Consider the following 21,575-nt stretch of genomic DNA (forward strand, 5'->3'; position numbering starts at 1 on the left):
CACGCCGCGGCGGCGCGGACGCGGCGCCTCAGAGCTCGCCTTCGCCGAACAGCCGGTGGCGGATCGCATAGCGCACCAGCGCGGCCTCGCTGGGCAGCTGCATCTTCTCCATCAGCCGCATCTTGTAGGTGCTCACGGTCTTGGCGCTGACGCACAGGGCGGCGGCGATCTCGGTGAGCGGCTCGCCGAGCACGAGCCGCCGGTAGACCTCCATCTCGCGGTCCGACAGGCGCAGGTGCGGCTCGTCGCGGTGCTCGTCCTGCAGGCTGTTGGCGAGCTTCTCCGCCATCGCCGGGCTCACGTAGGTGCCGCCGCCGGCCACCTTGCCGATGGCGCTGACCAGCTCGGTCGCCGCGCTCTCCTTGGTCAGGTAGCCGGCCGCGCCGGCGCGGAACGCGCGCACCACGTACTGCTCCTCGGCGTGCATGGTCAGCACCAGGATGCGCAGCGCCGGCTGCTCGGCGCGCAACTGCTTGATCAGCTCCAGGCCGCTGCGCCCGGGCATGGACAGGTCCAGCAGGATCACGCGCGGCTGGCACTCGCGCGCCATCTGCAGCACCTGGGTGCCGTCGACCGCCTCGCCCACCACTTCGAAGCCGCCCGACCTGCCGAGGATGTGGCGCAGGCCGTCCCGCACCACGGCGTGGTCGTCGGCGATCATCACGGAAATCATGACAGGGCCTCCGGGCTGGTCTTGTCGGCGTCCGCTTCGGCGCCGGGCAGCGGGAAGCAGACCGTCAGGCAGAACCCGGCGCCGTCGGCCTGCGTGGTCGAGACCGTGCCGGCCAGCAGGCGCGCGCGCTCGCGGATGCCGACCAGCCCCAGCGAGATGCGCCGGCCGCGCGCCGGCCGGCCGGCGCCGGCGGCGCTGCCGCGGCCGTTGTCGCGCACCGTCAGCTCGTAATGCGCCGGGTGGCGCACCAGCCCGATGTCCACCCGGCTGGCCTCGGCGTGCTGGACCACGTTGCTGAGCGCCTCCTGCACGATGCGGAACACCGCCGTGGCGGCGCGCTCGCCCACGTCCTCCTCCTCGGCCGCGTGCACCGCCACGGCGATGCCGTAGCGCGCGGAGAACTCCTTGGCCAGCCACTCGATGGCCGGCATCAGACCGAGCTCGTCGAGCAGCGCCGGGCGCAGGTCGGCGGCGATGCGCCGCACCGAGGCCACGGTCTCGTCGATCACCAGGTTCATGGCCGCGGCCTGGTCCAGCAGGCCTTGCGCGGCGCCGGCCTCGCGCAGGTCGCCGGCCAGGATCGCCAGGTCCATCTTGAGCGCGCTCAGGCGCTGGCCGAGGTCGTCGTGCAGCTCGCGCGCGATGCGGCGGCGCTCCTCCTCGCGCGAGGCCTGGACCCGGTCGGAAAGCTGCTGGAGCTCCTCGCGCGACTGGCGCATGGCGGCTTCGGCCCGCACGCGCTCGGTGGTGTCGCGCAGGATCACGGTGAACAGCTTGCCGTGGCCGTCCTGGGTCTGCGAGATCGACGCCTCGATCGGGAATTCGGTGCCGTCCCGGCGCAGCGCGTGCAGCACGCGCTGCAGGCCCATCTGCCGCTCGCTCACGCCGGTCACGCCGAAGCGGCGCACATGTGCTCCATGCGCCTCACGGAAGCGGGCCGGGATGAAGTCCCCGAGCGGCCTGCCGAGCGCCTGCGCCGCGGTGTAGCCGAACAGCCGCTCGGCCATCGGGTTGAACAGCACCACCTGCTGCGCCTCGTCCACCGTGATGATGGCCTCCATCGAGGAGCGGATGATGCCGGCGAGACGGGCCTCGCTGGCCTGGGTGCGCGCCAGGTCCTGCGCGCCGGGTTGCGGTAGGTCGGTTGGTTCGGGAGCCATATCGGTAGCCGTCTTTGGGGCGAAGCGTGCTCCGCCGGCAGGTCGGCCGGCGGAGACGAAAGGTAGCCGATCTGCATGATACGCATTCGTGGCCCGCGGCGGGCACCCTTCTCGCGTTTGCCGGCCGTCTTTGTCAGGAAAACCTGACACGGACCTTCCTTTCCCGGACGCCATCTTCAGCCGTCGCTGCTTTCGGCCGGCCCCGCCGGCGACGATACTGCAACCCATGAATTCGTTGCCCTGCACCCAACCGCTGACCGTCCTCGTGCTCGAGCATGCGCCCATGATCAGCGCGCGCCTGACGCGGATGCTGCGCGCGATGAAGGAAGTGGAGCTGGTGGCCTCGTCGCGGGAGCCGCGCGCGGCCATGCTGGCGGCCCTGATCCTGCTGCCCGACGTGGTGATCCTGGCGCTGCCGCTGCGCCGCGAAGCCGGCATGCGCGCGCTGCAGGACCTGGCGCGCATGCGCCGGCCGGCCACCATCATCGTCCTGAGCAACTGTTCGATCCAGCCGATGCGCGATGCCTACCTGCAGGCCGGCGCGTCGTATTTCTTCGACAAGACGATGGAACTGGATGCGCTGCGCGGCGCGCTGCTGCAGCTCGCCGCCAGGAAGACCGCCGCGCAGCAGGCAGCGCCGCAGATTGACGTATCGACGCATTGACGTACCGACGGCAGCACCGGGAAACAGCGCAGTTGAATCGCGGCACGCCAGCCGGCATGCCGAAGGGATGAACGAGGCCACCATGTCACACCACCTGCAACAGGAAGCACCGCCGGCAGCCAGCGCTGCCATCCACGCCCCCCAGGTCCTGCGACTGCTGCGGCAGGAACCGCAGGCGCCGGCGGCGCCGGCCCCGTGCGCGGGCGCCAGCCACAAGGCTAGCTGCTCCAACTGCGCGATGCGCACCATCTGCCTGGGCAGCAAGCTGAACGACGCCGAGCGCATGCGGCTCGACACGGTGATCCACAACTGGCGCATGGTCAGGCGCGGCGAGGCCCTCTACCGCGCCGGCGATGCCTTCCAGAGCATCTACGCGCTGCGCTCGGGTTCGTTCAAGACCGTGGTGGCCCACGCCAACGGCTGCGAGCAGGTCAGCGGCTTCTTCCTCACCGGCGAGACGCTCGGGCTGGACGGCATCTGCACCGAGCAGCACGCCTGCGACGCCATCGCGCTCGAGGACAGCGCGGTCTGCGTGATCCCGTTCCACCTGCTCGAAGCGCTGTGCCGCGAAATGCGCTCGCTCCAGCAGCAGGTGCACCGCATGCTGAGCAGCGAGATCGTGCGCGAATCCGGCGTCATGCTGCTGCTGGCCAGCCTGTGCGCCGAGCAGCGCGTGGCGGCGTTCCTGCTCAATATCTCGGCGCGCCAGAAGGCGCGCGGCTACTCGCCGCGCGAACTCGCGCTGCGCATGACCCGCGAGGAAATCGGCAGCTACCTCGGCATGAAGCTGGAAACCGTCAGCCGGACCCTGTCGCGCTTCCAGCGCGACGGCCTGATCAGCGTGCACGGCAAGCGCATCAGCCTGCTGGACCTCGACGCGCTGGACCGCATCTAGCATCCCGCCCGGCGGCGGCCCCCGCCCCCTCTTGACCCCGGTCAAGCCGGCGCCCGGCCACCCGCCTAGCATGGAGACTCGGCCCGCCGGCACCGGCGGGCGCCACCCGGGAGAGCCGAGCATGGAATCCGAGGGACTCGCGCGGGCGCTGATGCGGCCCGCGGCCTACCCCCACCCCGTGGACAAGGTCACGCTGATCGAAACCCACATCTCGCAAGTCTTCCTGGCTGGTGCCTTCGCCTACAAGGTGCGCAAGCCGGTATGCCTGGACTTCGTCGATTTCCGCAGCCTGGCGGCGCGCCGCGCCGATTGCGAAACCGAGCTGCGGCTCAACCGGCGGCTGGCCGCGCCGCTGTACCTCGGCGTCGTGCCGATCGCCGCCGGCCCCGGGCCGCGCGAGGTCACGGTCGGCGGCGACGGCCCGGCGCTGGAATACGCCGTCAAGATGCGCCGCTTCCGCCAGCGCGACCTGCTGGCCACGATGGCCGAGGCCGACCAGTTGAGCGGCCCGCAGGTCGAGGCGCTGGGCCGCCAGCTCTCCGCCTTCCACCGCGCCGCCCCGGCGGCGGCCCCCGGCGGCGGCCACGGCACCCCGGCGCAGATCGGCGCGGTGATGGAACAGGCGCTGGCCGGGCTGGCCGCGCTCGCGCCGGAAGACGCCATGACGGCGCGGGTGGCGGCGCTGCTGCGCGAGCGGGCGGCGGCGCTGCGGGCCGCCTTCGGCAAGCGGCTGGCCAGCGGCCACGTCAGGGAATGCCACGGCGACCTGCATCTGGGCAACGTCGCGCTGATCGACGAGGTGCCGACGCCGTTCGACTGCCTGGAATTCGACGCCGGGCTGCGCTGGATCGACACCGCCAGCGACATCGCCTTCCTGTTCATGGACCTGCAGCACCACGGCCGGCAGGACCTGGCCTACCGGCTGCTCAACACCTACCTGGAATGCAGCGGCGACTACGCCGCGCTGGCCGTGCTGCCGTTCTACACCGCCATGCGCGCCGTGGTGCGCGCGCGCGTGCTGCTCGAGCGCGCGCGGCAGCGCGGCGCGGCCGGCGCCATCAGCGCCGAGGAAACCGCCAGGACGCGGCTGCTGTGCAAGGACCTGCTGGGGCTGGCCGCCTCCACGCTGACGCGCCGCCCGGGCGCCATCACCATCATGCACGGGCTGTCCGGCAGCGGCAAAAGCACGGTCTCCCGGCGCCTGGCGCTGGCCGGGGCGATGGTGCGGGTGCGCTCCGACGCCGAGCGCAAGCGCGCCGCGCGCCGCGCCGGCCCGCCCGGCGGCGAGCTTTACGCGCCCGGGCGCACCGCGCGCGTCTACCGGCGCATGCTGGCGATCTGCCGCCTGGGCAGCGGCGCGGGCTTTCCCATGATCGCCGACGCGACCTTCCTCGCGCGCGGCCAGCGGCAGCAGTTCGCCGCGCTGGCGGCGCGGCGCGGCGTGCCCTTCTCCATCGTCGACTGCGATGCCGACGTGGCCGTCCTGCGCGAGCGCATCGCGGCGCGGACGCGGCAGGGCGGCGATCCGTCCGACGCCACGCTGCAGGTGCTGGAAGGACAGCGGCGCACGCAGGAGCCGCTCGGCAGCGACGAATGGCGCCACGTGGTGCGGATCGGCGCCGGGACGCTGGCCTGACACGCCGGCGGCGCCGGCACGCTCCGTCACGCCGGCAGCACGCCGACACCTCCAGATCCAGAGATGGATGGAAATTGAAGGGTGGAAATTGAACCAGGCCCGCCGCGCGCGGGCCTGGCTGCGCTGGCTCAGGCTTCCTTGGGCGAGATCCACGCGGGGCGCTGCGCGCCGCCGCCCTGCCTGCCCGCGGCCTCGACCTGGTCGGCGAAGGTGCGCAAGGGCTGCTGCACCGTGCCGCTGACCACGTCGCTCTGGCGCAGCGCCAGCACCGGCGACGGCGGCGTCCTGCCCAGGCGGGCGATCTCTTCCGCGGCGTTGAACGCGCCCTGCCGCGACATCACGCAGATCACCGACGTATCGCAGCCCAGCGGCGCGCGCTCGCGCAGGAAGCTGCGCATCGGCGCGGCCAGCTTGCCGATCCAGACCGGCGCGACGATCACCAGCCGCCGGCAGTCGGCCGGCGCCGGCCCGCCGTAGCGATAGGCCACGCGGCGCAGCAGCAGGTTGTCGATCACGCAGCGCAGGTCGCCCGCCAGCCCGGCGCGGGTGGCCACGTCGCTGACTTCCGCGAGCGGCCAGCCGGTCAGCGCCGCCAGGTCTTCGGCGACCTGGCGCGCGGTGCCGGTGCGCGAGTAATAGACGATCTGGATGCCTTGCTCGTTGTCGTTCATCATGTCTCCCCGGCCATCTTGGCGTGGTTGGCTGCGTGGTTCGCTGCGTGGTTGCCTATTGCGCCGGCTTCGGCGCGTGCACCAGCAGCACCGGCAGGTGGCTCTGCCGCACCAGGCCCTCGGCCACGCTGCCCATCAGCAGCCGCTTGACGCCGCGGCGGCCGTGCGTGCCCACCACCAGCAGCTCGGCGCCGGCCTGCTCCGCCGCCTGCTCGATCGCGCTGGAGACGTCGCCGATCGCGAGCGGCTCGTCGATCATGATGGTCGAGCACTTGACCTTTGCCGCCGCGGCGAGGGCCTTGGCCTCGTCGAGCAGTTGCTGCCCGCCCTCGACCAGGCTGGAGCGCAGGTCCGTCAGGTCGACATAACCGACCTCGTAGCGCAGGTAGCTGTTGTCGATCACATGCACCACCACCAGTTCGGCGCCGGTCGCGCCGGCCACGCGCAGCGCCTCGTCCAGCGCCTGCATGGAGGATTCGCTGCCGTCCACGGCAACCAGGATCTTGCTGTACATCGTCTTCTCTCCCGCCGCGGTCGCTCCGCGGTCATCAAAGGGGGGAACATGGCCGCCCCTGCGGCAGCCCTGGTCCCGATGGTTCCAGTTTGTCCGCGCCGGCGCCGGCCATGTTGATGTGGATCATGCATTTCGCAGCTTTGCCGGCGCGCTCCGGGGGCTGCCCCGCCACCACGCGCCACCACGCGCCACCTTGATGCGGCGCAAGCGGCCGCGCGCGGCGTGGCCTAGCATGGAAACAGGATAATCCGGCCGGCGGCCGGCAAGGAGGCGGAGATGCAGCAGTGGATGCGAGCGATGGTGTTCGACGGCGGCGGCCCGGTCCTGCGCGCGGCGCGCGTGCCGGTGCCGGTGCCCGGGCCAGGCGAGGTGCGGATCGCCGTGACTGCCTGCGGCGTCTGCCGCACCGACCTGCACATCCTCGACGGCGAGCTGGCGCAGCCCAAGCCCGCGCTGATTCCGGGCCACGAGATCGTCGGCCGGGTCGAGTCCTGCGGCGCGGGCGTCACCGGCTTCGCCGCGGGCGACCGCGTGGGCGTGCCCTGGCTGGGCCGGACCTGCGGGCACTGCCCGTTCTGCGCGGCGCACCGCGAGAACCTGTGCGACGCGCCGCAGTTCACCGGCTACACGCGCGACGGCGGCTACGCCGAGTACGTGGTGGCCGACAGCCGCTATTGCTTCCGCATCCCGGACCGCTACGACGACGAGCACGCCGCGCCGCTGCTGTGCGCGGGCCTGATCGGCTATCGCACGCTGCGCATGGCCGGCGCGGCCCGGCGCATCGGCATCTACGGCTTCGGCGCGGCGGCCCACCTGGTGACGCAGATCGCGGTGGCGCAGCAGCGCGAGATCTACGCCTTCACGCGCCCCGGCGACGACGCCGCCAGCCGGCTGGCGCGCGCCACCGGCGCCTGCTGGACCGGCCCCAGCGACCAGCCGCCGCCGCGCCTGCTCGACGCCGCGCTGATCTTCGCGCCGGTCGGCGCGCTGGTGCCGCTGGCGCTGCAGGCAGTCGACAAGGGCGGCACGGTGGTCTGCGGCGGCATCCACATGAGCGACATCCCGGCCTTCGCGTACCGGCTGCTGTGGGAGGAGCGGTCCCTGGTCTCGGTGGCCAACCTCACGCGCGAGGACGGCGAGGCCCTGATGCGGATCGCGCAGGACACGCCGCTGCGCACTACCATCAAGGTCTATGCGCTGGAGCAGGCCAACGCCGCGCTGGCCGACCTGCGCGCGGGCACCCTCAGCGGCGCCGCGGTGCTGCGCATCGGCGCGGACGCGGCGGGCGCTTGATGTGCGTCAACCCCCGGACGGCGCCGGCCCTTATTCTCCAGGCAACGGCGCCCCCCGCGGGGAGGCTGCCCTTGTCACACGGCGAATACTGACGAACACAGCGGCTGCTCAGCCAGGAGAAACATCATCATGTACGACAAGATCTTGCTCGCGGTGGACGGCAGCCGCTCCTCGGACCTGGCCGTGAGCCAGGCCATCCTCTTCGCCAAGGCGACCGGCGGCGAAATCAAGGCGCTGTTCGTGGCCGACGACGCCGACGTGTTCTACTTCGCCGGCACCACCTACCCGTCCTGGCTGATGGACAGCATCCGCACGATGGGCGAGGAAACGCTGGCCGCGGCCGCCCGGCGCATGACGGAAGCCGGCGTGCGCCACGCCACCAAGCTGATCGAGAACCCGGTCTCGCCCGGCCTGATCGCCGAGACCATCGTCGGCGAGGCCAATAGCTGGGGCGCCGACCTGATCGTGATGGGCACGCACGGCCGCCGCGGCGTCAAGCGCATGGTCATGGGCAGCGTGGCCGAAGGCGTGGTGCGCGAAAGCAGCAAGCCCGTGCTGCTGATCCGCAGCGAAATCAAGGAATGAGGGCAGCGCACCGCACTGCCCCGCCACGCGGCCACGCCGGCACCGCCGCGATCCTGAAGGCGCCGCTGGTCGCTGCCCTGCTGGCCGCCGCGCTGGCGGCCTGGCATGCCGGCGCGCTGGCCACCGAGGCCGGGCTGTGGTTCGCCCAGGGCCGCCCCGTGGCCGAGGCGCAGCAGGCCGTCGACAGCCTTGCCGATGCCGCCGCCGACGGGCTCGAGCCGGACGACTACGGCGCCGCCGCGCTGCGCCGCGCCCTCGCGCAGGCGCAGGACGGGCCGCCGCTGGCGCCGGACGCCGCGGCCGGCCTCGACCGGGCGCTGACGGCGGCGATGGAGCGCTACCTGGCCGACCTGCACGGCGGCCGCATCGACCCGCGCCAGATCCACGAGAATTTCTCCGGCGCGGCCGACGCCCGCTTCGACGCCGCCGCCTACCTGCGCGCCGCCGTCGCCGCGCACCGCCTGCCCGAGGCGGTGCGGCAGGCGGCGCCCTCGTTCCCGCTCTACGGCGCCCTGCGCGACGCGCTGGCCCGCTACCGCGCGCTGGCCGCCGGCCCTGCCTGGCAGGCGCCGCTGCCGCCGCTGCCGGCGCGCAAGCTGGCGCCGGGCGCGCCCTACGCCGGCGCGCCGGCGCTGGCGCAGCGCCTGGCCGCGCTGGGCGACCTGCCCGCCGGCCAGCCCGCCGGCGCGGCGCCCGCGCGCTACGAAGGCGCGCTGGTGGACGGCGTCAAGGCCTTCCAGTCGCGCCACGGACTGGACCCGGACGGCGTGATCGGCGCGGGGACGTTCGCGCAGCTGAACACGCCGCCGGCCGGCCGCGTGCGCCAGATCGAGCTCACGCTGGAGCGCCTGCGCTGGACGCCGCTGCTGGACGGCCCGCGCATGATCGTGGTCAACGTGCCGGAGTTCGTGCTGCGCGCCTACGAGGTGGAGGACGGCGGCGTGCGGGTCAGGGCCGAGATGAAGGTCATCGTCGGCAAGGCGCTCGACACGCGCACGCCGCTGTTCAAGGAGGACATGCGCTTCATCGAGTTCAGCCCCTACTGGAACATTCCGCCGTCCATCGCGCGCGCGGAGACCCTGCCCCGGCTGCGCCGCGACCCCGCCTATTTCACGCGGCAGGGGCTGGAGTTCGTCGGCGGCGACGGCAAGGTCTCGGCGGTGCTGTCGGCGGCGAACCTCGACGCCGCGCAGCGCGGGCAGATGCGCATACGGCAGCGCCCCGGGCCGCTCAACGCGCTCGGCGACATCAAGTTCATCTTCCCCAACAACGACAACATCTACCTGCACCACACGCCGGCGCCGCAACTGTTCACGCGCGACCGCCGCGACTTCAGCCACGGCTGCATCCGCGTGGAAGACCCGGTGGCGCTGGCCGGCTTCGTCCTGCGCGACATGCCCGGCTGGAACGAGGCGCGCATCCGCCAGGCGATGGACAAGGGCCAGTCGAGCACGCTGCGGCTGCAGGAACCGCTGCCCGTGGTGCTCGCCTACGGCACCGCCATCGTCAAGGCCGACGGGCGTGTATATTTCTTCAACGACATCTACGGGCTCGACGGCCTGCTGGACCGGGCCCTGCGGCAACATTCGGCCAGCCGGCGCGCGGGCAGCGCTGCCGGCGCGCCCGCCCAGGCCGCGCCCTGACGCCAGGAGGAAACACCCGATGCCCAAGCCGATGCCCAAGCCCTTCCCCCGCCGCGCCTTCCTGTCGCGCTCGGCGCAACTGGCGCTGGCCGGCGCCGCGCTGCCGCTGGCGGCGCGCCCCGCCTTCGCCTCGCTGGCGGCCTTGCCGGACGCGCGCAGCCTGTCGTTCGACCACACCCACACCGGCGAGCGCATCGCGCTGGTGTTCGCCGTGGGCGACCAGTTCGTGCCCGAGTCGCTGGCCGCGCTCAACCACTTCCTGCGCGACCACTACAGCGGACAGGCCGGCGTCATCGACCCGCAGCTGTTCACGCTGCTCTACCGCCTGCGCCGCACGCTCGACAGCGACAGCCCGTTCCAGGTGATCTCCGGCTACCGCAGCCCGGCCACCAACGCGCGGCTGCGCAAGACGCGCGGCGGCGGCGTGGCCAGCCACAGCCTGCACATGGACGGCAAGGCCATCGACATCCGCCTGGCCGGCGTGCCGCTGGCCGACCTGCGCGACGCGGCGCTGTCCCTGCGCGGCGGCGGCGTGGGCTTCTATCCGCACGAGCAGTTCGTGCACGCCGACACCGGGCGCGTGCGCGACTGGTAGCGGCCCGGAGGATAGGCATTCCGGGCGGGATAACGGCGGGCGGCCTCAGCCGCGCCGCCGCAGCGTCTCGGACGGCTTCTCGCCGAACGCCTTGCGGTAGTCCACGGCGAACTGTCCCAGGTGCGCAAAGCCCCAGCGCAGCGCGGCCCCGGTCACGGTCTCGCCGCCATCCGCGTCGAGCAGGACGCGCCTGACGCGCTGCAATCGCACCGCCTTCAGGAACTGCATCACGCCGATGCCGCGCCAGTCGTGGAAGACCCGCTGCAAGGTGCGCACGCTGCACTGCGCCGCGCCGGCCACCGCCAGCAAGGTCAGCGGCTGGTCCGCGTGCGCCTCGATGAACGCGACCGCGCGGCGCAGGCAGGCCGGGCTGACGCCGCCCGCGGGCGATGCTTCCGTGCCGCGCAGCGCGTCCTGCTCGAACAGCAGGTCCAGGATCAGCAGCTCCTCCGCCCGCGGCAGCAGCATGGCCCGCAGCGGCGGCGGCGCGTCCGGGTGCAGCGCCTGCTTGAGCCCCTGCAGCAGCGCCAGCCAGCGCGCCACCTGCGCGCGCCGCACCAGCGCCTGCGGGCGCAGGGCGAACCGCGCGCCGCCGCGGCCGGACAGCGCCCGGCCGACCGCGGCCACGCGCCCGATGTCGATGCGCGCGACCAGCTGCACGTTGTCCGCGCTGTACCGGTAGCGCGAAGCGACCCCGGGCGGCACCACCACCACGCCCGCCGCGCCACTGTGGCGAAACCCGCCGGCCTCGATGTCCGCGTGCCCCGCGACGGTGGCCAGGACCAGCGCGAAATCGGGGAACACCTCCGGCTCGATCGCGATCTCCCGGCCATAGGCAAAGCGCGACAGGCCGACCTGCGCGCCCGGCAGGTTGTGCATGCTGGCGGGATGCCGGCTGGCGCCGCCGGCGCGGTAGCGGTACGGGCAGTAGACCCGCCCGATCTCGTCGCGCGCCAGGCCGAGATCGCCGGACTCGAACAGCCTGGCCGACTCGGGCATCTCGGCGGCATGCCAGTCCGGCGCGGAGGCCGCCGCGTCGAAGGCGGTGCCGGGTACGGTAGCGGGTTCCATCCGATGTCTTCCTCCTCGATCGCGCGCCATGCCCGCGGGATAACCCTCGGGCAAGGGTGCCGCGCCACAGTAACGGCGCTGCGCCGATAGCCGTGGCGCCGGATCGATAGCGCCGCGGCCCGCCCCGCGCCGATGATCTGCCCACGCGGTGCGCCGCGGCCGCGCCGGCCAGCCGGCCAGCCAGAGCCGGGGCCAATGGCCGCAGTATCGCACCGCCGCCACCAGGAGACATCATGAGCACCCCCGCTTTCTACGAAGCCACCGCCGCCGTCACCCGCGCCCGAGGCGCCCCCTTCGTGCTGGAACCGGTCCGCCTGCGCGCGCCGCGCGGCAACGAAGTGCTGGTGCGCATCGTCGCCACCGGCATGTGCCACACCGACATGATCGTGCGCGACCAGTTCTACCCGGTGCCGCTGCCGGCCGTGCTCGGCCACGAAGGCGCGGGCGTGGTCGCCGCCGTGGGGCCGCGGGTCGAGCGCCTCGCCATCGGCGACCACGTGGTGCTGACCTATGGCGCCTGCGGGCACTGCCCGTCCTGCGGCGGCGGCCACGCGGCCTATTGCGATGCGTTCTACGCGCGCAACTTCGGCGGCGCCGGCCCGCACGGCGACTGCGCCATCGAAGACGCGCACGGCCAGCCCGTCCACGACCACTTCTTCGCCCAGTCGTCGTTCGCCACCTACGCCCTGAGCCGCGAAGGCAGCGCCATCAAGGTGCCGCGGGAAGCGCCGCTGGAACTGCTGGGGCCGCTCGGCTGCGGCATCCAGACCGGCGCCGGCGCCGTCATCAACGCGCTCGCGGTGCGCCCCGGCAGCAGCTTCGCCGCGCTCGGCGCCGGCGCGGTCGGGCTCTCGGCCGTGCTCGCGGCGCGCGCCGCGGGCGCCGCCACCATCGTCGCCGTCGACGTGGTGCCCGCCCGGCTGGCGCTGGCCCGCGCGCTGGGCGCCACCCACACCGTCGACAGCCGCGCGGGCGACCTCGCCGAGGCCGTGCGGCAGGCCACCGGCGGCGGCGCCGACTACGCGCTGGAATCCACCGGCCGCCCGGAAGTGCTGCGCCAGGGCGTGGCCGCGCTGGGCCGCCTCGGCACGCTCGGCGTGGTGGGCGCCTCGCCGCTGGGCACCGCGGCGGACTTCGACGTCAACGACCTGCTGATCGCCGGCAAGCGCATCCAGGGCATCTGCGAAGGCGACAGCGTGCCGCAGCGGTTCATTCCCGACCTCGTGAGGCTCTACCTGCAGGGCCGCTTCCCGTTCGACAAGCTGGTGAAGTTCTACCCGTTCGAGCAGATCAACCAGGCCGCCGCGGACAGCGAGAAGGGCCTGACGCTGAAGCCGGTCCTGCGCATCGGCCGCTGACCCCTCCCCGTCCCGACCGGACTCAGACCGAAATCAGATTGCACTCCGACACCATGAACACCTATCACGCCCACATCGGCGGCCGCCCGTTCGCGGCCGAGGCCGGCGCCATCATGACCACCTTCGCCGCCACCAATGCCGCCACCGGCGCGCACCTGGCCGACATCGCGCGCTGCGGCGCCGCCGAGATCGACGCCGCCGTCGCGGCCGCGCGGCGCGCGCTGCCGGCCTGGAAGGCCACCACCTACGAAACGCGCTCGGCGCTGCTCAACCGCCTGGCCGACGCGCTCGAGGCGCAGGCACCGCGCCTGGCGCGCATCGACGCGCAGGACATCGGCCGCCGCCTCGCCGAGACGCTGATCGACTACCAGATCGCCGTGGCCCAGTACCGCTATTTCGCCGGCGCCATCCTCACCCACGAAGGCCACGGCCGGCCGATCCCCGACGGCTACCTGATCGCCAAGCGCGAGCCCATCGGCGTGGTCGGCCAGATCATTCCGTGGAACGTGCCCGCCATCATGGTGGCGCTCAAGGTGGCGCCGGCGCTCGCCGCCGGCAACACCATCGTGCTCAAGCCGGACGAGAACGCCTCGCTCTCCACGCTGGAATTCGCCGCGATCGCCGCGCGCATCTTCCCGCCCGGCGTGGTCAACGTGGTTCCCGGCTTCGGCGAGGAAGCCGGCGCCGCGCTGACGCGCCACCCCGGCGTCGCCAAGCTGGCCTTCACCGGCAGCGCCGAGGTCGGGCGCATCATCGGCCATGCCGGCGCCGAGCGGCTGGTGCCGGTCTCGCTGGAACTCGGCGGCAAGAGCCCGAACATCGTGTTCCCCGACATCGAGGACATCGGCGCGGTGGTCGACAACGCGCTGTTCGCCGCCATGTACTGCAACGGGCAGTCCTGCCTGGCCGGCACGCGGCTGTTCGTTCACGACGACATCTACCGGCCCTTCACCGAAGCGCTGGCCGGCGCGGCCGCGCGCATCCGGGTCGGCGACCCGCTGGCGGCGGACACGCGGCTAAGCTGCCTGGTCTCGGAACGGCAGGGAGCGCGGGTGCTGGACTACATCGGCCTGGGCAAGGCCGAAGGCGCGCGGCTGCTGGCCGGCGGCGAACGCGTGCGGGTGCCCGGGTGCGAGGCCGGCTGCTTCGTCCGGCCGACCATATTCGAGGCGCGCAACGACATGCGCATCGCCCAGGAAGAGATTTTCGGGCCGGTCCTCAGCGTGATCCGCTGGCGCGACCACGACGCGATGCTGCGCGAAGCCAACGACGTGCGCTACGGACTGGCTGCCGGCATCTACACCGCCGGCCTCGAGAACGCCATGCGCACCGCCGACGCGCTCGAAGCCGGCTCGGTGTGGATCAACCACTATTTCAACCTCAACAGCGGCTCGCCCTTCGGCGGCGTGAAGGAAAGCGGGATCGGCCGCGAGCATTGCCACGAGACGCTGAACCTGTACTCGCACGTCAAGTCGATCACCGTGCAGAACAGGGTGTCGGCGCCGCAGTTCGTGCCGCCGGGGCAGGTGTGAGTCGGGCGCGATGCGTCAGGCGTGAGCCGCGCATGAACAGCGCATGAGCCGCGCGGGCCCGCAAAGGCCCGCGCGGCTGCGCGCCCGCGCCGCGCTCAGGCGCCGTCGGCGGGCGGCGGCGTGTCCGCCGCCGCGTTGTCGTTCTGCGCGGGCGCCGGCGCGACCGCGGCGGCGGCGACTTCCTTGCCGCCATCCTTGCCGCTGTCCTTGCCACCGCCCTTGCGGCCGCCGCGCCCGGGCGCGCGCCGCGCCCCCTGGCGCCGCGCCCGCGCGGCCTGGTCCGCGCTCACGCTGCCGACCGGGTTGCCCTGCAGGTCGACACGCGCCGCGCCCTCCACCAGGCACGCCCAATAGCGGCTGCCCTGGCACCACGCGGCAATCGCCTGCTGCAACTGCTCGCGGGTCAGGCCCAGCGTGTCGAGCTGCAGCGCGGCATCGTCGAGAATGCCCTGCTTGAGCGGCAGCTTGGGCGCGGGATTCTTGGGAAACGCCCGCGGGAAGTGCCTTTGCAGGCGCCAGATCGATTCGACCACCGGGTCGACCGGCTCCTTCTTCTCCGGCCGCCGGGGCGAGGCCTTCCGCTTGTCCGCCTTGTCCGCCCTGGCCTCTTTGCCCTGCCGGGCCTCTTTAGCCTGCGCCGCCAGTTGCTGCTTCAACGCGGCAAGTTGTTCAAAACCCATAGTGCATCCGCTTCAAGAAAGTTATTCGTGCCGGGTGGCAACCATCCCGCCAGCCATCTCCCCGGCGCTGGCCCGGAAGATGGCGGAAAGACCCGCCATCCAGGCCATCGGGGCCGGACCGGGGCAGCGGCAACCCCACAGTCTAGCAATCCTGGCGGCTGCCGGCTTGAATCATGTTGCTTCGGGGATGGGTGAAGGGTAGTCGGGCGGCGCGGAACATGCCAATTGCCGATGCCCTCCGGCGCCGGTTCGGGCCGGCATTTGCGCGAGGATTCGAGCGAAGGAGAAGGTTTGCTCCCCTCTCCCGCAGCGTGTGAGAGGGGCCGGGGGAAAGGGCCAGCGCCCGCGCGCGGCACAGGCGGTCACTGTCGCTTCGTGGCGGCGCCGCCCCTCTCCCCCTGCCTCGCTCCCGCACGCGGGAGCGAGGCGACAACACGCATCAGGCTGATTTCCGCCGGCAGGCCACGTCACCCGCCACGGCCATCAACCGGCCGTCAGGCTCAGAAATCCAGCCCACCCGGCGCGCCGCCCGGCAGCGCGGGCGCGGCGTCGGCCTTGGGCAGTTCGATCACCGCCGCGTCCGTGGTCAGGATCAGGCCGGCCACCGAGGCGGCGTTCTGCAGCGCGGTGCGCGTGACCTTGGTCGGGTCGACCACGCCGCCTTCCACGAGGTCGCCGTATTCGCCGGTGGCCGCGTTGTAGCCGAAGTTGCCCGAGCCCTCCTCCACGCGCGCCACGATCACGCTGGCTTCCTCGCCGGCGTTGGTGACGATCTGGCGCAGCGGCTCTTCCAGCGCGCGCAGCACGATCTTGATGCCGGCCTGCTGGTCCGGGTTGGCGCCGGTCACGCCCTTGACGGCCTGGCGCGCGCGGATCAGCGCCACGCCGCCGCCGGCCACGATGCCTTCTTCCACCGCGGCGCGGGTGGCGTGCAGCGCGTCTTCGACGCGCGCCTTCTTTTCCTTGACCTCGACCTCGGTGGCGCCGCCGACCTTGAGCACGGCCACGCCGCCGGCCAGCTTGGCCACGCGCTCCTGCAGCTTCTCGCGGTCGTAGTCGGAGGTGGCCTCGTCGATCTGGGTGCGGATGCGCTTGACGCGCGCCTGGATCTGCGCGGCGTCGCCGGCGCCGTCGATGATGGTGGTGTTTTCCTTGCCGATCTCCACGCGCGCGGCCTGGCCCAGTTCTTCCAGCGTGGCCTTCTCCAGCGACAGGCCGACTTCCTCTGCCACCACCTGGCCGCGGGTGAGGATGGCGATGTCCTCCAGCAGCGCCTTGCGGCGGTCGCCGAAGCCCGGCGCCTTGACGGCGGCGGCCTTCAGGATGCCGCGGATGTTGTTGACCACCAGCGTGGCCAGCGCCTCGCCGTCGACGTCCTCGGCAATGATCAGCAGCGGGCGGCCGGACTTGGCCACCTGCTCCAGCACCGGCAGCAGGTCGCGGATGCTGGAGATCTTCTTGTCCACCAGCAGCAGGAACGGCTGCTCCAGCACCACCACCTGCTTGTCGGGGTTGTTGATGAAGTACGGCGACAGGTAGCCGCGGTCGAACTGCATGCCTTCCACCACTTCGAGCTCGTCGCCGAGCGACTTGCCGTCTTCCACGGTGATCACGCCTTCCTTGCCGACGCGGTCGATGGCCTCGGCGATGCGCTCGCCGATGGCGCTCTCGCCGTTGGCCGAGATGGTGCCCACCTGCGCGATCTCGCGGCTGGTGGTGGTCGGCTTGCTGATGCGGCGCAGCTCCTCGATGGCCACCGCCACGGCCTTGTCGATGCCGCGCTTCAGGTCCTGCGGATTCAGGCCCGCCGCCACGTACTTGACGCCCTCGCGCACGATGGCCTGGGCCAGCACGGTGGCGGTGGTGGTGCCGTCGCCGGCGTTGTCGCTGGTGCGCGAGGCCACTTCCTTGACCAGTTGCGCGCCGACGTTCTGCAGCTTGTCCTGCAGCTCGATCTCCTTGGCCACGGACACGCCGTCCTTGGTCACGGTGGGGCTGCCGAAGCTGCGCTCCAGCACCACGTTGCGGCCCTTGGGACCGAGCGTGACCTTGACTGCGTTGGCGAGGATGTTGACGCCTTCCACCACCTTCGCGCGCGCCACGTCGCTGAACACTACGTCTTTCGCTGCCATTGCTGTTGTTCCTGTGTCGTTGTCTGTTGGTCGGATTACGGTGCGGCGGCGCGTCAGCGCTCGACCACGGCGACGATGTCTTCCTCGCGCAGCACCAGCAGTTCCTCGCCGTCCACCTTGACGCCCTGCCCGGCGTACTTGCCGAACAGCACGCGGTCGCCCACGCGCAGGTCGGGCGCGATGCGCTCGCCGGCCTCGTTGCGGCGGCCCGGGCCGACCGCGATCACTTCGCCCTGGTCGGGCTTCTCGGCGGCGCTGTCGGGAATCACGATGCCGGACGCGGTGCGGGTTTCGTTGTCGGACCGCTTGACGAGAACGCGGTCATGCAGGGGACGAAGGCTCATGCTGGCTCCTGGATGGGAAAGGGATTCGGGCCGGGGCGGCGCTGCGCCGTCGATGCGATTCAGCGCGTTTCAGCGCGCGTCAGCACGGTCGATCAGCACTCGGCACCGGCGAGTGCCAAGTATAGAAACGCGCCCCCGCGCCCTCCAACTGCTTGTTTCGCATTTCCTTATCAGGGGCGCCAAGGAGGCACCAAGGGAGCGCAAGGAAGCGCGCCCGCGCTCAGAGATCGAAATGGCAGGCCACGCGGTGCGCGGCGCCGGCCGGCCGCAGCGCCGGCTGCTGCTCGCGGCAGCGCGGCGCGGCATGCGGGCAGCGCGCCTGGAAACGGCAGCCTTGCGGCAGCGCGATCGGCGACGGGATCTCCGCCATCGCGTCGCCCTGCGTGCCGCTTTCCACGCGGCTTTCGCTGGACGCCATCAGCGCCCGCGTATAGGGATGCCGGGGATGGCGGATGATGTCGTCGCGGCTGCCCAGCTCCACGAACTCGCCCAGGTACAGCACGCCGATCCGGCTGCTCATGTAGGCCACCACGGCGAGGTCGTGCGAGATCAGCACATAGGTCAGCCCCTGCTGCTGCTGGATGTCCTTGAGCAGGTTGAGGATCTGCGCCTGGATGGAGACGTCGAGCGCCGACACCGGCTCGTCCAGCACCAGCGCGCGCGGCGCCAGGCCCAGCGCCCGCGCGATCGCCACGCGCTGGCGCTGGCCGCCGCTGAGCTCGTTGGGAAAGCGCTGCGCCAGCGTCGGCGCCAGGCCGACGGACTGCAGCAGCGCGGCCACGCGCGCGGCCAGCGCCGGCCCCTTCGCCAGGCCGTGGATGCGCATGGGCTCGGACACGATGTCGCCGATCCGCATCAGCGGGTTGAGCGATGCATAGGGGTCCTGCAGCACCGGCTGCACCAGCCGGTGGAAGGCCTTGCGCTCGCGCGCCGTGCGCGTGGACAGCGGCTTGCCGTCCACGTGCAGCCGGCCGCCGCTGGGCGGCTCGGCCGCCAGCAGCAGGCGCGCCAGCGTGCTCTTGCCCGAGCCGGACTCGCCCACCAGCCCGAAGGTGCTGCCGGCGGCCACCTCGAAATCGACGCCGGCCACGGCATGCAGGGTCTTGCCCTTGCCGAACAGGCCCTTGCGTACCTGGTACTGCTTGCGCAGGTCTTCCGCGCGGATGAATGCGGTGGCTGCGCTCATGCGACCTTCTGCCTGGCGGGAGGAACGGAAACGGGCTGCGCCACGGCGTCGGCGCCCGCGCGGGCGGACTCCACGCGCTGCGCGGTGTGCCAGCAGGCCACGCGGCGCCGGCCGCCGCCGTCGCCACCGTCATCATCGTCGCCACCCCACTCGAACCAGTTCGGGTAGGCGGCGTGGCAGCGCGCCGCGGCCTCGGGGCAGCGCGCCGCGAAGCGGCAGCCGGGGGCCCAGTCGCGCGGCAGCGGCGGCGTGCCCGGGATGGTCCGCAGCGGCGCGTCGCAGTCGGACAGCGACGGGATCGCGCGCAGCAGGCCTTCGGTGTACGGATGCACGGGATGCGCGAACACCTCGGCGATGGGACCCTGCTCGACGATGCGGCCCGCGTACATGATGGCCACGTCGTCGCAGAACTGCGCGGCCAGCTGCAGGTCGTGCGTGATGAACACGATGGTCATGTCGCGCGTGGCCTGCAGCTCCTTGAGCAGGCCCAGGATCTGCATCTGCACGGTCACGTCGAGCGCCGTGGTGGGCTCGTCGCAGATCAGCAGGTCCGGCGAGCAGGCGATGTTGATGGCGATGGACACGCGCTGGCGCATGCCGCCGCTGAACTGGAACGGATAGCTGTCGAGCCGCTCGGCGGCGGCGGGAATCCGCACCGCCTCCAGCGCCTGGATGCTCAGGCGGCGCAGCTCGCGGCGGTCGGTGACGCCGTGGTGCCAGCGGAACACCTCGCCGACCTGCTCGCCGATGGTCAGCAGCGGGTTGAGCGAGGTCATGGCGTCCTGCAGCACCATGCCGATCTGCCGGCCGCGCACCTTGCGCAATTCGCGCGCGGGCAGGCGCAGCAGGTCGCGGCCCTTGAACAGCACCTCGCCGCCGACCACCTTGCCGTTGGCCGGCAGCAGGCCGAGCATGGAGGCGCAGGTCATGCTCTTGCCCGAGCCGGACTCGCCCACCAGCGCCAGCACCCTGCCCTTGCGCACCGCCAGGCTGACCTGGTCGACCGCGGTGATGGTGCCGTTGCGGGTAATCAGTTGCGTGGCCAGGCCACGCGCTTCGAGCAGGATGTCCATGCGTTCCCCGTTCACCAGGTCTGCGGAATGACGGGGTTGAGCTTGCCGCGCAGCGCATCCCCCAGCAGATTGACGGCCAGCACGGTGACGATCAGCACCGCGCCCGGCATCACGCAGACCCACCACGCGGTGCTCAGCTGGCCGCGGCCTTCGGCGATCATCGAGCCCCACGAGGCCGCGGGCGGCTGCACGCCCAGCCCCAGGAAGCTCATGGTGGCCTCGAGAATGATCACGCTGCCGATGTCCAGCGTGGCCAGCACCACGAAGATGCCGGCGATGCCGGGCACGATGTGCCGCAGCATCACCCACGCCGGGCCGGCGCCGGCCAGCCGCACCAGCAGCACGTACTCGCGCGACTTCAGCGACAGCACCTCGCCGCGCGTGATGCGGGCGAAGCGCGCCCAGTTGGCCAGCGTCAGCACCACCACCAGGTTGCTCATGTTGACGCCGATCACGCCGGCCAGCACCAGCGCCAGGATCACCGCCGGGAACGCCAGCTGCATGTCGGTCAGACGCATGATGAAGGCATCGGCCACGCCGCCCAGGTAGCCGGCGACCACGCCGAGCAGCGTGCCGAGCACGCCCGCCAGCGTGACCACGATCAGCGCGATCGCCAGCGACACGCGCGCACCGTGGATCACGCGCGAGAGGATGTCGCGGCCGAGCTGGTCGGTGCCCATCCAGTGCGCCAGCGACGGCGGCTGGAAGGTGTCGGCAAGCGCGATGGCCACCGGGTCGAACGGCGACAGCCACTCGGCCAGCACGGCGCAGGCGCACACCGCCAGCACCACGGCGAGCGCGGCCCAGCGCTGCGCGCGCGCCAGCCGCCGGCGGGAGCGCGCCTGCGTGGCGGCGGGCAGCGCGGGCTCGGCCGGTATTTCGCGGACGGTTTTTCCGGCGGTCTGGCCAATGACAGGCCGCATGGCGGCGCGGACGGTATCAGGCATAGCGGATGCGGGGATCGATCACGGCGTAGAGCAGGTCCACCGCGAGGTTGACCGCGGCGAACACCAGCGCGGCCACCGTCACGGCAGCCTGCACGACCGTGTAGTCGAGATTGTTGATGGAATCGAGCAGCAGTTGCCCCACGCCGGGCCAGGCGAACACCACCTCCACGGAGACGGCGCCGCCGAGCAGCACGCCGAACTGCAGCGAGACGAAGGTGATCACCGGCAGGATGGCGTTGCGCAGCGCGTGGCGCAGCACGATCACGTGCTCGGGCACGCCCTTGATGCGGGCGAACTTCACGTACTCCGAATGCAGCACCGTGGTCATGCTCGACAGCGTCAGCCGCGCCACGCCGGCCGCCGCGTACCAGCCCAGCGCCAGCATCGGCAGGACCAAGTGCGAGACGGTGCCGTAGCCGCCGGTCGGGAACCAGCCGAACTGCAGCGAGAACACCTTGACGAACACCAGGCTGAAGAAGAACGGCGGCGCCGCCTGCCCGAGCACGGTGAAGATGCGCGCGCACTGGTCCGCCACGCCGTCCGGCCACAGCGCCGACGCCACCCCCAGCGGCAGGCCGATCAGCACCGCCACGGCCAGCGCCGCCACCGCCAGCAGCAGCGTGGGCAGCAGCGCCTGCGCCACCACGCCCAGCGCCGGGCGCGAGAAGCGGTACGAGGTGCCGAAATCGCCGTGCGCCAGGTCCGCCACGAAGCTGGCGAACTGCACCGGCAGCGGGAGGTCCAGCCCCATCTGCTCGCGCAGCACCTGGCGGTCGGCCTCGGTGGCTTCCGGCGGCAGCATCAGGTGGGTCGGGTCGCCGATGGCGCGCACCACCGTGAAGATCACGGCGATGACCAGGAAGACCGTCAGCGCCGACTGGCCGATGCGCCTGAGAAGGTAGTTCAGCATCGCAGCTCCCGGC

General features: G+C 72.2%; 21 protein-coding genes. 9 read left to right on the forward strand and 12 right to left on the reverse strand.

The genetic code is table 11. The annotated features are described in order from the left end of the window. Nucleotides 1-28: 28 nt before the first annotated feature. Both KF708C_RS21270 and KF708C_RS21275 read right to left on the reverse strand, forming a co-directional pair. Nucleotides 29-673, reverse strand: a complete 645-nt coding sequence (locus KF708C_RS21270; protein WP_059413158.1) for a response regulator — start codon at nucleotides 671-673, stop codon at nucleotides 29-31. Continuing rightward, a complete protein-coding gene (locus KF708C_RS21275; protein WP_059413159.1) occupies nucleotides 670-1,833 on the reverse strand; it encodes a PAS domain-containing sensor histidine kinase in 1,164 nt (387 codons plus the stop codon). Before KF708C_RS21275 ends, KF708C_RS21270 begins: the two co-directional genes overlap by 4 nt. Nucleotides 1,834-2,059: 226 nt before the next feature. On the opposite strand from KF708C_RS21275, the gene KF708C_RS21280 reads away from it, so the two are divergent. The 3 genes from KF708C_RS21280 to KF708C_RS21290 all read left to right on the forward strand — a co-directional run bounded on the left by KF708C_RS21280 (nucleotide 2,060) and on the right by KF708C_RS21290 (nucleotide 5,028). After that, complete coding sequence (locus tag KF708C_RS21280) at nucleotides 2,060-2,497, forward strand: response regulator (protein WP_059413160.1); 438 nt, start codon at nucleotides 2,060-2,062, stop codon at nucleotides 2,495-2,497. A gap of 82 nt (nucleotides 2,498-2,579) precedes the next feature. Further along, nucleotides 2,580-3,392 (forward strand): fumarate/nitrate reduction transcriptional regulator Fnr, encoded by an 813-nt coding sequence (fnr, locus tag KF708C_RS21285; protein WP_231586548.1) that lies wholly within the window; start codon nucleotides 2,580-2,582, stop codon nucleotides 3,390-3,392. Between the two features lie 121 nt (nucleotides 3,393-3,513). Beyond that, the gene (locus KF708C_RS21290) at nucleotides 3,514-5,028 is read left to right on the forward strand and encodes a bifunctional aminoglycoside phosphotransferase/ATP-binding protein (protein ID WP_059413161.1); all 1,515 of its coding nucleotides are present in this window, start codon (nucleotides 3,514-3,516) and stop codon (nucleotides 5,026-5,028) included. Between the two features lie 128 nt (nucleotides 5,029-5,156). Here the strand turns inward: KF708C_RS21290 and KF708C_RS21295 are convergent, their stop codons facing one another. Next, nucleotides 5,157-5,702, reverse strand: a complete 546-nt coding sequence (locus KF708C_RS21295) for a flavodoxin family protein (protein WP_082079663.1) — start codon at nucleotides 5,700-5,702, stop codon at nucleotides 5,157-5,159. Nucleotides 5,703-5,754: 52 nt separating this feature from the next. Beyond that, nucleotides 5,755-6,213 (reverse strand): universal stress protein, encoded by a 459-nt coding sequence (locus tag KF708C_RS21300; RefSeq protein WP_059413162.1) that lies wholly within the window; start codon nucleotides 6,211-6,213, stop codon nucleotides 5,755-5,757. 276 nt (nucleotides 6,214-6,489) lie between these two features. On the opposite strand from KF708C_RS21300, the gene KF708C_RS21305 reads away from it, so the two are divergent. From KF708C_RS21305 to KF708C_RS21320, 4 genes are all read left to right on the forward strand, one after another. After that, nucleotides 6,490-7,506 (forward strand): zinc-dependent alcohol dehydrogenase family protein, encoded by a 1,017-nt coding sequence (locus tag KF708C_RS21305; RefSeq protein WP_082079664.1) that lies wholly within the window; start codon nucleotides 6,490-6,492, stop codon nucleotides 7,504-7,506. A 129-nt stretch (nucleotides 7,507-7,635) separates the two neighbouring features. Then, a complete protein-coding gene (locus KF708C_RS21310; protein ID WP_059413163.1) occupies nucleotides 7,636-8,091 on the forward strand; it encodes a universal stress protein in 456 nt (151 codons plus the stop codon). Further along, nucleotides 8,088-9,734 (forward strand): L,D-transpeptidase family protein, encoded by a 1,647-nt coding sequence (locus KF708C_RS21315; RefSeq protein ID WP_082079665.1) that lies wholly within the window; start codon nucleotides 8,088-8,090, stop codon nucleotides 9,732-9,734. Before KF708C_RS21310 ends, KF708C_RS21315 begins: the two co-directional genes overlap by 4 nt. Before the next feature lie 19 nt (nucleotides 9,735-9,753). After that, entirely contained in the window at nucleotides 9,754-10,329 is a 576-nt protein-coding gene (locus KF708C_RS21320) for a YcbK family protein (RefSeq protein WP_231586549.1), read from the forward strand. Between the two features lie 45 nt (nucleotides 10,330-10,374). Here the strand turns inward: KF708C_RS21320 and KF708C_RS21325 are convergent, their stop codons facing one another. Continuing rightward, nucleotides 10,375-11,400: an AraC family transcriptional regulator gene (locus KF708C_RS21325; protein ID WP_059413164.1), complete on the reverse strand. Its 1,026-nt coding sequence runs from the start codon at nucleotides 11,398-11,400 to the stop codon at nucleotides 10,375-10,377. 233 nt (nucleotides 11,401-11,633) lie between these two features. On the opposite strand from KF708C_RS21325, the gene KF708C_RS21330 reads away from it, so the two are divergent. Together KF708C_RS21330 and KF708C_RS21335 are read left to right on the forward strand one after the other, a co-directional pair. Further along, entirely contained in the window at nucleotides 11,634-12,758 is a 1,125-nt protein-coding gene (locus tag KF708C_RS21330) for an NAD(P)-dependent alcohol dehydrogenase (RefSeq protein WP_059413165.1), read from the forward strand. A gap of 53 nt (nucleotides 12,759-12,811) precedes the next feature. Further along, entirely contained in the window at nucleotides 12,812-14,290 is a 1,479-nt protein-coding gene (locus KF708C_RS21335) for an aldehyde dehydrogenase family protein (protein ID WP_059413166.1), read from the forward strand. A 95-nt stretch (nucleotides 14,291-14,385) separates the two neighbouring features. Here KF708C_RS21335 and KF708C_RS21340 read toward each other — a convergent pair whose 3' ends face one another. The 7 genes from KF708C_RS21340 to KF708C_RS21370 all read right to left on the reverse strand — a co-directional run bounded on the left by KF708C_RS21340 (nucleotide 14,386) and on the right by KF708C_RS21370 (nucleotide 21,562). Continuing rightward, nucleotides 14,386-14,970 (reverse strand): ProQ/FinO family protein, encoded by a 585-nt coding sequence (locus tag KF708C_RS21340; RefSeq protein WP_063923042.1) that lies wholly within the window; start codon nucleotides 14,968-14,970, stop codon nucleotides 14,386-14,388. A 500-nt stretch (nucleotides 14,971-15,470) separates the two neighbouring features. Next, nucleotides 15,471-17,102, reverse strand: a complete 1,632-nt coding sequence (gene groL / locus KF708C_RS21345) for a chaperonin GroEL (protein WP_059413168.1) — start codon at nucleotides 17,100-17,102, stop codon at nucleotides 15,471-15,473. A 53-nt stretch (nucleotides 17,103-17,155) separates the two neighbouring features. Further along, nucleotides 17,156-17,446 carry a co-chaperone GroES gene (groES, locus tag KF708C_RS21350; RefSeq protein ID WP_059413169.1) on the reverse strand — a complete coding sequence of 97 codons (291 nt, stop codon included), beginning with the start codon at nucleotides 17,444-17,446 and terminating at the stop codon, nucleotides 17,156-17,158. A 220-nt stretch (nucleotides 17,447-17,666) separates the two neighbouring features. Next, nucleotides 17,667-18,632 (reverse strand): ABC transporter ATP-binding protein, encoded by a 966-nt coding sequence (locus tag KF708C_RS21355; RefSeq protein ID WP_059413170.1) that lies wholly within the window; start codon nucleotides 18,630-18,632, stop codon nucleotides 17,667-17,669. Continuing rightward, nucleotides 18,629-19,720 carry an ABC transporter ATP-binding protein gene (locus tag KF708C_RS21360; protein WP_063923043.1) on the reverse strand — a complete coding sequence of 364 codons (1,092 nt, stop codon included), beginning with the start codon at nucleotides 19,718-19,720 and terminating at the stop codon, nucleotides 18,629-18,631. The genes KF708C_RS21355 and KF708C_RS21360 overlap by 4 nt, the downstream gene beginning before the upstream one ends. Next, nucleotides 19,717-20,652, reverse strand: a complete 936-nt coding sequence (locus KF708C_RS21365) for an ABC transporter permease (RefSeq protein ID WP_231586550.1) — start codon at nucleotides 20,650-20,652, stop codon at nucleotides 19,717-19,719. Before KF708C_RS21365 ends, KF708C_RS21360 begins: the two co-directional genes overlap by 4 nt. Continuing rightward, complete coding sequence (locus tag KF708C_RS21370) at nucleotides 20,645-21,562, reverse strand: ABC transporter permease (RefSeq protein WP_059413172.1); 918 nt, start codon at nucleotides 21,560-21,562, stop codon at nucleotides 20,645-20,647. Before KF708C_RS21370 ends, KF708C_RS21365 begins: the two co-directional genes overlap by 8 nt. Nucleotides 21,563-21,575 lie beyond the last annotated feature (13 nt).

The sequence above is a fragment of the Cupriavidus basilensis genome, assembly GCF_000876015.1.
Taxonomy (GTDB): domain Bacteria; phylum Pseudomonadota; class Gammaproteobacteria; order Burkholderiales; family Burkholderiaceae; genus Cupriavidus; species Cupriavidus basilensis_B.